Genomic DNA, 12403 nt, shown 5'->3' on the forward strand with positions numbered 1-12403 from the left:
ATCAAATGTCAGGTGCAGAGTGTCCTCTACATACGTTAGACCGCACAGAGCAGCCTCAACCAACGCCACTAGAACCGATGACGTTTCCTCTGCACGGTGCGAGGTTAATCGAGGCATCAGCAGGTACAGGTAAAACCTTCACTATTGCAGGTTTATATCTGCGTCTTTTGCTTGGTCATGGCAGCGCGGAAACTCGACATCGCGTACCGCTTACGGTCGACCAAATTCTGGTTGTAACCTTTACCGAAGCGGCAACTGCGGAATTACGCGATCGTATCAGGGCAAGGATCCATGACGCGCGAATCGCGTTTGCGCGTGGACAGAGTTCCGATCCGGTGATCCAACCTTTGCTTAATGAGTTTGACGATCACAAGCAAGCCGCAGAAATTTTATTGCAGGCAGAGCGTCAGATGGACGAGGCGGCGGTCTACACCATTCACGGTTTTTGCCAACGTATGCTAACGCAAAATGCGTTTGAATCTGGCAGCCGATTTAATAACGAGTTTGTGACCGATGAAAGTCACCTAAAAGCGCAAGTTGTAGCCGATTACTGGCGTCGCAATTTCTACCCGTTGCCGTTTACCTTGGCTGGGGAAATTCGCCAGCTATGGAGCTCTCCATCTGCGTTGTTGTCTGACATCAGCAATTACTTAACTGGTGCGCCGTTAAGCCTTTCTGTTCCGGCAATGAAAGGCAGTTTGGCTGATCTTCATACTGAAAATCTGAAAAAAATTGATGAATTAAAAGCACAGTGGCGAGAAAGCCAAGATGACTTCTTAACGCTAATTTCGTCTTCAGGTGTAAATCCGAGAAGTTACAACAAAAAGTCTCTGCCGACGTGGTTGGAGGCGGTGAATGCTTGGGCGGCAACGGAAACCACAGGTTACGATTATCCAGACAAGCTGGAGAAATTCGCGCAAAACGTCTTGTTGGAAAAAACACTGAAAGGCAGTGCGCCGCAGCACGCGGTATTTGAAGCCATTGAAACATTTCTTGCTAACCCAATCAGCTTAAAAGCGCCACTGCTTGCTCATGCGATTGAGCATTGTCGTGTGATGCTGGCCAACGCGAAAAATCAAAAACAGTGGCTCTCTTTCGATGATTTGCTGACGCAACTTTCTGCTTCTATCGATACGGACGAAAGCGAGCTTTTAGCGGCGCGTATTCGTACTTTGTATCCTGTCGCAATGATTGACGAGTTCCAAGATACCGACCCGCTTCAATACAGTATTTTCAGCCGTATTTATCTGAACAACCCGGAATGTGGTTTGTTTATGATCGGTGACCCCAAGCAGGCGATTTATGGCTTTCGTGGCGCAGACATTTTCACCTATATCAAAGCGCGTAACCAAGTAAGTGCCCACTACACGTTAGGAACCAACTGGCGTTCTAGCGCAGATATGGTGCAGGCGGTAAACCAAGTATTTGCTTTGCCAGACAGTCCATTTATCTATGATTCGGATATTCCGTTCTTACCCGTTAGGTACAGTCCCAATGCCGAAAAACGCATTTGGACTATGGGTGGCCAAAAGCAACCGGCGCTGACTTATTGGTTGCAAGAAGCGGACGATAAACCGCTACCAAAAGGCGAGTATTTGACTCGGATGGCGGAGGCGACCGCAAGCCAAATCCAAACCATTTTGACGCAGGCTCAACAGGGGCAAGCGTGTCTGGTGAATGGCGAAAAACAGAAAGCGGTTCAAGCGGGCGATATCGCGGTGTTGGTTCGAACAGGTAGTGAAGGTCGAATGATCAAACAAGCGCTGGCTGAACAAGGCATTGCCAGCGTGTACCTGTCTAACCGAGACAGTGTGTTTACCAGTTCAGTGGCGCAGGATTTACAGCGTCTGCTGCAAGCGGTGCTGACGCCAGAAAATGACCGTGCGCTGCGTGCAAGTCTTGCTTCTGAGCTGTTTGCCCTCGACGCAGCAAGTTTGGATGCACTTAATAACGATGAAATTGTGTGGGAAAACGCCGTAAACGAATTCAAAGAATATCGCAAACTTTGGGTTCAACGTGGTGTGCTGCCGATGTTGCGCGCGGTGATCAGCAAACGCCATATTGCCGAGCGATTACTAGAAGAAGGCGCGAGTTCACAGGGTGAAAATGGTGAGCGAGTACTTACCGATTTAATGCACATCGGTGAACTGCTTCAACAAGCCAGTAATGAACTGGATAGCGACCACGGTCTGCTGCGTTGGCTCGCTCAGTCCATCAGTGATGCGGAAAATGGTTTGGGCGGCAGTGATGACCAAATCCAACGTTTAGAATCGGAACGTAACTTAGTGCAGATCGTAACTATTCACAAATCAAAAGGCTTGGAGTATGACCTCGTATTTCTGCCGTTTGTGTTCAGCTATCGAGAAGCCAGCGAAGCCAAATATTACGATGCAGCCAATGACCGCACGGTACTGGATATCACTGGCAACGATGCGTCCATGAAGCAAGCGGATAAAGAGCGTTTGGCGGAAGACTTACGCTTGATATACGTGGCGTTAACGCGTGCTGTGTATGCGTGTTTTATTGGAGCCTCGCCTTTGCGCAATGGCCGTTCGACCAAAGAGCCAACCGGCGTACACCGCAGTGCGATTGGCTATTTGATTCAAAATGGTCAAGAAGGTGGCATTAACGATTTGCACCAAGGTTTAACAAAGCAACAAGACGAGCTTGATTGTGTCGTTGTGGCCGATCCGCCGCAGCAACTCGAAGAGAAGTACGTAGCACCACAAGAAGAAATACACGATCTTAGCGCGAATGAGCTGCAAAACCCTATCGATAGAAACTGGCGCATCACCAGTTATTCTAGCTTGGTCAAGCAAGGCTCTCATCACGCCGAGCATGATGCCACGATTGAGGTTACGGGTTTTGATATCGACTCATCTGAAGAACAAGACGAAGCGGATTTGGTGGAGCCAGAGCGTTCTATTTTTACCTTCCCTCGTGGTGCGCGTCCGGGTACGTTCCTGCACAGCCTGTTTGAGGAAATTGAATTTACTCAGCTAGCCACGACGGAAGAGAATACACAAATCATCCTTGGCTTGATGGAAAGCGAACAGCTCGATGAAGAGTGGTTGCCCATTTTACAGCAATTGATTGATACCGTACTCGCAACGCCATTGGATGGTAAGTCTTTACTGCTGAATCAAAAAGCACCGTCGCAGCGTTTGGTGGAGATGGAATTCTTGTTGCCGATTGAAGTGTTGTCTGCACCGGCGTTAAACCGAGTTATTCAACGTCACGATCCGTTGTCGGCGAAAGCGGGGGATTTAGGTTTCCAAACCGTGCAAGGCATGCTCAAAGGTTTTATCGACTTGGTGTTTGAACATCAAGGTAAATACTACGTGCTTGACTGGAAATCGAATCATCTTGGCGACGATGTGACGCACTACCATGGTGAGGCTCTGAAATCGGCGATGGCAGATCACCGCTACGATTTGCAGTACCAGATTTATGCGTTAGCCCTGCATCGTTTCCTACGTAGCCGATTGGCCAATTATGATTATGAACAGCACTTCGGTGGCGTGTATTACTTGTTCTTGCGCGGCATGGATGGGCAGAGTGACCACGGCATTTTTGCCGCGAAACCAACTTTCGAGTTCTTACAAGAGATGGATCGTTTGATTGATGGTCAAGCACTTGAAACGCGCTCAACTCAAGCCGGGCAGATGGAGCTACTTTAATGACGACAAATCACAATCTTCATTCTGACCAAGATAGTCTATTGGTAGCGCTGGAACGCTTGGCGCACAAAGGTGCTATTCGTCAGCTCGACTACCAATTCGCCTGCTTTATTGATTCTCAAACGCATGATGAACAGTCGGACAGTCAAGCATTGGCGTTTATCGCGGGTGTTGTCAGTAGTGAGCTTGGTAAAGGACATATCTGTCTGTCTCTGTTCGATGCACAAGGGCAATCTACGGATTTAGCCAGTAAGCTAGGGCTGTTTGGTGAGTCGGCATTGGCGCTCAACACACAGTTGCAAGGCATAGACTGGATTCAAGTATTAAAAAATTCCACAGTGGTCGGCGCGCAAGGAGAAGCCTTACCGCTGATGTTCGATGGCGAGCGTCTGTATCTGCACCGCTATTGGCATTATGAAGTGACACTGGCGGAAAAGCTCAATCAGTTGGGCGCCGCAGTTAACTTGCAACCACAAGAGTTTGCGCGATTATCCGAGTTACTCAACCATTTGTTTGCACGTCAATACCATTTTCTGTTTAACGCGTTAGGCAAAGTAGTAGAAGCGGGAAGCAGCAACCAAGTGTTGCGTCAGCAATTGGTGTGTGACCACCTTGATGTGGTCGCAAGCGAATCGTTGGATTGGCACGCCATTGATTCCGTGCTTAGCAATGCGCGCAAGGTTCAAGATTTGCAAATACTGGATGAACTCGTACCACTCTCGGCTTGCGTGAACTGGCAAAAAGTCGCGGCGGCAGTTGCGTTAACCCGTCGATTTGCTGTGATTTCTGGTGGCCCTGGTACGGGTAAAACGACGACAGTAACCAAATTGCTTGCTGCTTTGATTGAACAGGCGACGCAAGAGAAAAATCTAACCATCAAGCTGGTGGCCCCGACGGGGAAAGCGGCGGCGCGATTAACCGAGTCCATTGGTAAAGCAGTGCAAGAGCTGCCAGTTTCTCCGGAGCTAAAAGCCAAAATTCCAACTGAATCGAGCACCTTACATAGGTTGCTGGGCGCGATTCCTAATAGCGCAGAATTTCGTCACAACAAGCAAAATCCACTGCATTTGGATATTTTAGTTATCGACGAAGCGTCGATGGTCGATTTACCAATGATGTACAAAGTGGTCGATGCCTTACCGAAACATGCGCGGCTGATTTTGCTAGGTGATAAAGACCAACTTGCCTCAGTTGAAGCAGGGGCAGTGTTGGGGGATATCTGTTCATTCCATGCATTGGGTTATGGCAAAGAGCAGGCGTCAGCCATCGCAAAACTGACGGGCTTCGATACTTTAGCCCATACGGGGAACAGTGCCTCCAGCATTGCCGATAGCTTATGTATGCTGCAAAAGAGCTACCGATTTGACGCTCGCTCAGGCATTGGTCAGTTGGCAAAAGCGGTTAACTCAGGTTCTGCTGCGAGCGTAGATAACGTCTGGGCGCGTGACTTTTCCGATATCGAACATTTCGCACTAAGTAGTCAACATTATAACCAAATGATGCAGACGTTGGTGCAGGAATACGGTCGTTACCTCAAACGCATTGGACAACAGGAAACTGCTCCTAAAACCGGAGAGCCAGAGTCGCTAACGCACAAAGCCAAAGCGGTGTTAGATACCTTCAACCAATGCCGACTGCTGTGCGCGATCCGTGAAGGTGACTTCGGTGTGGCTGGGCTAAACCAACGTATCGAGAAAGCGCTCGCAGCGCGCAAGTTCATTCAAGTTCAGGATGAAATTTGGTATCACGGCAGACCCGTCATGGTTACGCGTAATGATCACGGTTTAGGTTTGTATAACGGTGATATTGGTATTTGCATGCGAGATGACACTGAAGAAGAACCGCGTTTGAAAGTCTTTTTTGAGTTACCTGACGGCAGTGTGAAATCGGTCTTACCGAGCCGAGTACCTGAACATGAAACGGCTTACGCCATGACCATCCATAAATCGCAAGGCAGTGAATTTGATTACACCCTGATGATTTTGCCACCAGACTTTAGCCCGATATTAACCCGTGAGTTGATTTACACAGGCATTACCCGCGCGAAAAAGCGTTTAGCTCTTTACGCCGAACTTAATGTTCTGAAGCGAGGCATTAAGGTGAAAACCACTCGTGCGAGTGGGTTAGTACAGCGGCTTACTAACTAAAACAAGAAGACCGAGCTTATGGCTCGGTCTTCTTTTATGCATGTTTTGCAAACGCGTTGGTAAAAGACACGCTGCGTATTTTGTATTGCTGTTGATAAGCAAGAATAAAATCTCGGATAGCGTCATTTACGGGGAAAACACAGTGGACGTCTAGGCCTTCTAAAAACTGATTGTCAGCCATATCCCAGAAGCTTTGAAGCGAATTACAAATGATTGTTCTCATAACAGTGCTCGTCTCGGCTTATTTAAAGTCAGATTAACAACTGTCCTTGGTGTGCAATACGGAGCTAACTAGTTTTTCAATTGCCCAGTATTTTAGGGTGAAGGCTACATTACATCACCTAGATCCATTCGTATTGGTTAAAAACCAATCACTAGCGAGCAGAGTATAGCCAACCAAATGTATATTTAAAAGATAAAATTGGAACGAAAATCAAGCAATGGTTTGCGTATTTCTAAGTTGGTGTTTATATGATGACCCGCTAGTCCGGAGTAGGGTTTATGTGTGGCCTTACTCCTAAACAAACTCGTTCCTAAACAAGCTCGATGTGCAGGATTGAGCGTTAATGAGCTGAATCCCGCACCTTGAGGTTTTGGTATAGCGGAACGTTAAATTTAGCTTCGTGATTTAAGGCTAAGCTACAAATCTAGCGCTAAGATTTTTGACTTACGCTGGAAGTTATATAGCCCTTGTTTGGCTCCGGGCAAATAGTCGACACTGACTTCGTAAAAACCTTGCTCTCTGAACCAATGCAGACTGTGTGTCGTGAGGACAAAGATTTGATCAATGGTTTCGGATTTAGAACGATGTTTCATGTAGTTGAGCAGTAACAAACCTCGGTTTCCATCACGATAGTCAGGGTGAATCGCTACGCAAGCCATCTCAGCTTTACGCTCTTCTGGGTATGGATAAAGGGCAGCACAGCCAATAATCAAGCCGTCTTTTTCGATGATGGTAAATTTTCCAATCTCTTGCTCTAGCTGCTCTCGTGAGCGCCTAACCAGTACACCTTGTTCTTCTAACGGGCGAATGAGGTCTAAGATACCGCCAATATCGTCAATATTAGCTTGCCTCACTTGTTCAGCACTCGCCATAACAACTTGGGTTCCGATGCCGTCGAAAGAGAACAGCTCCTGAATTAAGGCGCCATCTACTTTATAACTGATCAAGTGGCTACGAGGTACTCCGGCACGGCAAGCGGCAATAGAGCCTTTAAGAAAGCGCAGTGTCCCAGTGTTGTAATCTAGGTCAGGAGACGTATTTTCAGAAAGCGTTTTGATGACATGCTCCGCCTCAATTGGTAGTAACTCGGCGACAGCATTGCCGTTGTCATCAATGACACCTTGTTCGGAGCAAAAACCAATCAGCTTATCCGCACCCAGCTTTATCGCTAGTTGGGTGGCGACTTCTTCCGATAATAAATTGAAGCACTCGCCAGTCACAGAGCTAGCAATGGGACCTAGCAGAACAATTGAACCTTGATCAAGAGTGCGGTTGATAGCGTCGGTGTCAATGCGGCGAATGCGCCCACTATGGCAATAGTCCACACCATCATCAACGCCGAGTGGCTGAGCAATGATGTAGTTTCCGCTAACGACATTGAGCTGGGTGCCTGCCATCGGAGTGTTGTTGAGGCTCATTGATAGGCGCGCAGTAATCGCAAGTTGAAGTTGTCCGGCAGCTTGCATAACAACAGATAAAGCCGATTCATCCGTAATGCGGATATTTTTGTGGTAAGGCGTAGTGAGGTCTTGTTTTTCTAGCAGCTGATTAATTTGAGGACGTGCACCATACACCACCACGACTTTGATTCCGAGGCTGTGCATGAGTGCGATATCATTAATAATATTGCCAAAATTTTTGTGTGCGACGGCTTCTCCGCCCAGCATGATCACCATGGTTTTTCCGCGGTGAGCATTGACATAAGGTGTTGATTGACGGAATCCTTTTACGAGAGCAGTACTACGAATTTTCACTACAGCCATTCCTTTGTTTAATTATGTTAAAATAATGCCTTTTTATTCACTTGGTGGCAAGGTGAAATTTTGGAATAAAGCACAAACATATTGAGGTAGGTTCTTGGTCCCGTTAAGAGGGAAGGTTACAATGGTGGCGTCTTTCCTCAATACGTGAACCTCATGTCTTCTGCTGTTAATAAGAATGCTGCGATCACTGCTTCAAATCTGTCAAAAACGTCATCTAAATCAATGCTTCGTAAGTGGCTAGAGCGTTCTCTCATGCTTATAGCGATAGTTGGAACCGTTGTCGTGTGCATGCTGTATAGTGATTTGATTACTCGAACCATTAATCCGCCCATTCCCAAATCGACAATTTATGGTCGCTGGGTTGAGCAAGATGTTGCGCCTTATGCTCGTGAAGAATTTGTGTTGAGTGAGCGCGGTGTTACCGTAAATGGTTCTACAGTGGCGACCAGTTTTGAATTCGATGGGGATTCGTTTTCGTATCGAGTGGGTTCAAATGAGCGGCACTTCAATATTGTGGGTAAGCAGCATGCAGAAATGAAGCTGGATGCCAATGCACATTATCTACCTGTATTCCGTTTAGAGGGGCGTGCAAGGATTGCGGTAAGATAGTCGTTTTTATCTTTGTCTGTTAAGCAGAGATCTCTTGCGTCTGTGAGTCACATGGATGATCACAATTTCATCTCTCAATCAGTAAATCTTACTTTCAAACATAATCCGGACAATTCCGTAATTCTTCCGCTGCTATCATGTTGTATTAACTGAATGAATTCACAACGAGTAAACGGATTGGCTTAGCGTTGAAACATTTTGTCGTTGCTTTTCAATTGCACCGTATGCATTTGTTTGCCATCCTTTTGCTATTCTCTTTTACGGAAAAGACACGTGTTAAAAAAACTCCTTCCTATTATCTCTTTGAGCCTACTCTTTGGCTGTGCTCAACAAAATGATCGTGCTCAGCAATATCTTGATGGTGAGTTTCCTCAGATCCTCAATCAAGTGGATGTGGTTGAGTCTAACAAACCACGCGATTTTACTGAATTTAACAAGCAAGCAGAGCAAGTGGTGATAAAGTCACCATCCATGGCGAAGATTTACCAACCGCTATATCAACGATTAAGTGAGTGGGCGCAACAAAGCGGAGACACCAGCGCGTTGAGTGCGTTTGGCATTCAAGCTGCGCAATTAGGCGGTGGTGATCAAAAAGGTAATGTACTGTTTACCGGATACTTTTCTCCCGTGATGGAGCTGCGTCATACACCAAACGACATTTTTAAGTACCCAGTTTATGGCAAGCCAAACTGCTCATCAGATTGTCCGACTCGCGCGGAGATCTACAACGGGGCATTAGATGGCCAAGGTTTAGTGCTAGGTTATGCGCCTAATCGTATTGACCCGTTTATGATGGAAGTGCAGGGCAGTGGCTATGTGCATTTTGAAGATGATGATACGTTGGAGTACTTCGCGTACGCAGGGAAAAATAATAAAGCTTACGTTAGTATTGGCCGCATTTTGATTGAACGTGGTGAAGTGCCGCGTGAAAAAATGTCCCTCAAAGCAATCAAAGAGTGGGTGATGGACAACGACGATGCGACAGTGCGCGAGTTGTTGGAGCAAAACCCTTCTTACGTCTTCTTTGCGCCAAAAGAGGAAGCGCCAGTAACGGGGTCGGCTGGTATTCCTTTGTTGCCAATGGCGGCGGTCGCGGGTGACCGTTCTATCTTACCAATGGGGACACCAATCTTGGCGGAAGTACCATTGCTGAATGCGGATGGTACGTGGAGCGGTGCGCATCAACTGCGAATGCTGATCGTTTTAGACACTGGTGGTGCGGTAAAACAGAACCATTTGGATCTGTATCATGGCATTGGTGCGAGAGCAGGAACGGAAGCAGGGCACTACAAGCATTTTGGTCGAGTTTGGAAACTTGGGCTGGAAAACTCACCAACTCAAGCGCCTTGGGCTTTACCGCCAGAAAAGCTACAATAGTCGTCCAAGAGAGAGGAACACTCTCTTATCTAGACATTTCATCAAAGAGTGCGTATAAATCGCACTCTTTGTTTTTCTATCGATCATCTGGACTTCAATATGCGTGAACTCGATACCCCAGCATCTGACAGCTACAATCAACGCTTTGGCGGCACTCGTCGTCTTTATGGCAACAGCGAAGTAGACATTCTTCGCGCTGCACACGTTTGTGTGATTGGTATTGGTGGCGTAGGTTCATGGGCGGTGGAAGCGCTGGCTCGTACGGGGATCGGTGAGTTGACTCTGATTGATATGGACGATGTTTGTGTCACGAATATTAACCGCCAAATTCATGCGATGACGGGCACCGTTGGCCAAAGCAAAATTGAAGTTATGGCCGAGCGTGTCAAATTGATCAACCCAGAGTGTAAAGTCAATCTGATTGATGATTTCATCACGCCAGACAATCAACATGAGTACTTAAGCAAAGAGTTTGATTACGTGCTAGATGCGATTGACAGCGTAAAAGCGAAGGCGTCTTTGTTGGCGTATTGCCGCAGCAACAAGATCAAAGTGATCACTACGGGGGGCGCTGGTGGTCAGGTTGACCCAACGCAGATCATGGTCGCTGATTTAACGAAAACGATCCAAGATCCTCTAGCGAAGAAAATCAAAGACACCTTGCGTCGTCATCATAACTTCCCTAAGAATCCGGCTCGTAAGTTTGGTATTGATTGCGTGTTTTCAACCGAGCAGCTGAAGTACCCTCAAGCAGACGGTTCAGTGTGTGGTGTGAAGTCGACAGCGGAAGGCCCAAAACGTATGGATTGTGCTAGCGGTTTTGGTGCGGCGACTGTGGTAACTGCAACGTTTGGCTTTGTCGCGGTATCGCGAATCGTTGAGAAGTTGATTTCAAAATATAAGAAGTAAACTAGAAGAAGAGCGCATCATGACAGATTTTCCCGTTTCTCCATTTGGTACAGATATCACCAGCGAAGACATTGTAGCGACTATGCAGCAATTTCAAGGCTGGGAAGATCGCTACCGTCAGGTTATTCAGTGGGGTAAAAAGCTGCCACAAATGCCAGAAGAGCTGAAATCAGAACAAGTTACCGTTTCGGGTTGTGAAAGCTTGGTGTGGTTAGTGAGCCAAGAGCAAGATGGCGTTTGGCATTTTTGTGCGGACTCCGATGCGCGTATCGTCCGTGGATTGATTGCCTTGGTGATGGCGGCTTATGACGGAAAAACGGCCGATCAAATTCAAGCATTTGATATTGATGCTTATTTTGATCAGCTGGGGCTTGTCTCCCATTTAAGCCCGTCACGTGGTAATGGCTTGAAAGCTATTGTAGAGCAGATTAAGCAAACCGCCGTGTAACGAGTCATTTTCCCAATTCTTAAAAAACGCTGAATAGCCTAGCTGTTTGGCGTTTTTTGTATCTGAGTTGAGATATTTTTTGCATATGGATAAAAAATATGCAAATGGTCGACTATTTTAGCGTTAATTAACCATTCTATTGATCCTGGTTCATTATATTGCCCACTTGGTTTTTATAAACTCAATTGTATTTAAAATTTGTCTATATTAGATAGTAGACATATGCCTCATTCGCTCCTGTTCCCCAATGCTGACACGCATTTGGAGGCGATTGGGATATTTAGGTACAAACGCTAGGAACCTCCCTATATGCAATTCACCTTGGAACATGCGCAAGACGTATTATCCGGAATGCCAGACCCCACTTTTATTCTGAGTGAAGATGGTATCTATATTGATGTTTTTGGAGGAACAGATAAAAAAGCCTATCACGATGGAAGCAATTTGATAGGTAAGACACTTCACGGCGTACTTGAAAAAGATAAAGCCGACTGGTTTATCGAACAGATAAATCGGTCACTGAAACAAGACAGTATTGTGACGATCGAGTACAAGATGTGCGCCGACAGCATTCAGGGAATAGATGCTAACAGTGGGCCAAGAGGCGACCTATACTACGAAGGCAAGATCTGCCCACTCGCTATAAAATACCGAGGTCGTCGCGTTGTCCTTATTCTTACACGCAACATCTCCAATCGCCACCGAGTTGAAACCCTTCTTCGCCATCAAAGCCAAATAGATGCTCTCACCAATATCTACAACCGACGTGTTTTTTTCGAAAAGCTCACAGAAGAGGTCATTAAAGCTCAAGAGCCGAACTATCACTCCGCGTTGTTATTGTTTGATTTGGACTTTTTTAAAGTCATCAATGATAAACGTGGTCATGATGCGGGAGACCATGTCTTAGAAACGTTAGCTGATTTGGTTTCTCACTTACTCGTCAAAGATGAAATTTTCGCAAGAGTCGGAGGGGAGGAGTTTGCGATTATTTTGCCAGAAACTTCTCTGTCGGCGGCGAAAGAGGTAGGAGAGGAAGTACGTTCCCACATTCAAAATTGTCAGTTCGAATTTGAAAAGATTGAAATTCCGGTCACGGTGAGTGTAGGCGTGGTGGAAATAGGCAGAAATGAAACCACCAAACGTTTGTATGCGCATGCAGATAAAGCGCTTTATGCTGCGAAAAGAAATGGCAGAAATTGCGTGGCGACTCTGGATAGGCAGATGGAGTAACCTTGTTGGTTACTCCA

Annotated in this window: 9 protein-coding genes; 7 read left to right on the forward strand and 2 right to left on the reverse strand. The window is 46.5% G+C overall.

Annotated features, from left to right (window positions below):
- Positions 1 to 5: 5 nt before the first annotated feature.
- Together recB and recD are read left to right on the forward strand one after the other, a co-directional pair.
- A complete protein-coding gene (gene recB, locus NL626_RS13815; protein WP_253657472.1) occupies positions 6 to 3680 on the forward strand; it encodes an exodeoxyribonuclease V subunit beta in 3675 nt (1224 codons plus the stop codon).
- Complete coding sequence (gene recD, locus NL626_RS13820) at positions 3680 to 5827, forward strand: exodeoxyribonuclease V subunit alpha (protein WP_253657452.1); 2148 nt, start codon at positions 3680 to 3682, stop codon at positions 5825 to 5827. The genes recB and recD overlap by 1 nt, the downstream gene beginning before the upstream one ends.
- A gap of 34 nt (positions 5828 to 5861) precedes the next feature.
- On the opposite strand, the gene NL626_RS13825 is transcribed toward recD, so the two are convergent.
- A complete protein-coding gene (locus NL626_RS13825) occupies positions 5862 to 6050 on the reverse strand; it encodes a hypothetical protein (protein ID WP_005380230.1) in 189 nt (62 codons plus the stop codon).
- A gap of 416 nt (positions 6051 to 6466) precedes the next feature.
- Positions 6467 to 7804: an amino-acid N-acetyltransferase gene (gene argA, locus NL626_RS13830; protein WP_012841478.1), complete on the reverse strand. Its 1338-nt coding sequence runs from the start codon at positions 7802 to 7804 to the stop codon at positions 6467 to 6469.
- A gap of 162 nt (positions 7805 to 7966) precedes the next feature.
- Here argA and NL626_RS13835 point away from each other — a divergent pair, with 162 nt between their 5' ends.
- The 5 genes from NL626_RS13835 to NL626_RS13855 all read left to right on the forward strand — a co-directional run bounded on the left by NL626_RS13835 (position 7967) and on the right by NL626_RS13855 (position 12386).
- Positions 7967 to 8422, forward strand: coding sequence for a DUF2850 domain-containing protein (locus NL626_RS13835; protein ID WP_253657453.1), 456 nt, complete (start codon positions 7967 to 7969; stop codon positions 8420 to 8422).
- Positions 8423 to 8695: 273 nt separating this feature from the next.
- Positions 8696 to 9799: a murein transglycosylase A gene (gene mltA, locus NL626_RS13840; RefSeq protein ID WP_033905546.1), complete on the forward strand. Its 1104-nt coding sequence runs from the start codon at positions 8696 to 8698 to the stop codon at positions 9797 to 9799.
- 99 nt (positions 9800 to 9898) lie between these two features.
- Positions 9899 to 10708 (forward strand): tRNA cyclic N6-threonylcarbamoyladenosine(37) synthase TcdA, encoded by an 810-nt coding sequence (tcdA, locus tag NL626_RS13845; RefSeq protein WP_005380241.1) that lies wholly within the window; start codon positions 9899 to 9901, stop codon positions 10706 to 10708.
- Between the two features lie 19 nt (positions 10709 to 10727).
- Positions 10728 to 11156: a cysteine desulfurase sulfur acceptor subunit CsdE gene (gene csdE / locus NL626_RS13850; RefSeq protein WP_017636016.1), complete on the forward strand. Its 429-nt coding sequence runs from the start codon at positions 10728 to 10730 to the stop codon at positions 11154 to 11156.
- A gap of 309 nt (positions 11157 to 11465) precedes the next feature.
- The gene (locus tag NL626_RS13855) at positions 11466 to 12386 is read left to right on the forward strand and encodes a GGDEF domain-containing protein (RefSeq protein WP_005391727.1); all 921 of its coding nucleotides are present in this window, start codon (positions 11466 to 11468) and stop codon (positions 12384 to 12386) included.
- Positions 12387 to 12403 lie beyond the last annotated feature (17 nt).

Source organism: Vibrio sp. Y58_MX_L22 (genome assembly GCF_024181865.1).
Lineage (GTDB): Bacteria > Pseudomonadota > Gammaproteobacteria > Enterobacterales > Vibrionaceae > Vibrio > Vibrio alginolyticus.

Excerpts from the sequence above, each read along its gene's own strand:
- recB (WP_253657472.1), top strand. The coding sequence starts at position 6 with ATGTCAGGTGCAGAGTGTCCTCTACATACGTTAGACCGCACAGAGCAG.
- recD (WP_253657452.1), top strand. The coding sequence starts at position 3,680 with ATGACGACAAATCACAATCTTCATTCTGACCAAGATAGTCTATTGGTA.
- NL626_RS13825 (WP_005380230.1), bottom strand. The coding sequence starts at position 6,050 with ATGAGAACAATCATTTGTAATTCGCTTCAAAGCTTCTGGGATATGGCT.
- NL626_RS13835 (WP_253657453.1), top strand. The coding sequence starts at position 7,967 with ATGTCTTCTGCTGTTAATAAGAATGCTGCGATCACTGCTTCAAATCTG.
- tcdA (WP_005380241.1), top strand. The coding sequence starts at position 9,899 with ATGCGTGAACTCGATACCCCAGCATCTGACAGCTACAATCAACGCTTT.
- csdE (WP_017636016.1), top strand. The coding sequence starts at position 10,728 with ATGACAGATTTTCCCGTTTCTCCATTTGGTACAGATATCACCAGCGAA.
- NL626_RS13855 (WP_005391727.1), top strand. The coding sequence starts at position 11,466 with ATGCAATTCACCTTGGAACATGCGCAAGACGTATTATCCGGAATGCCA.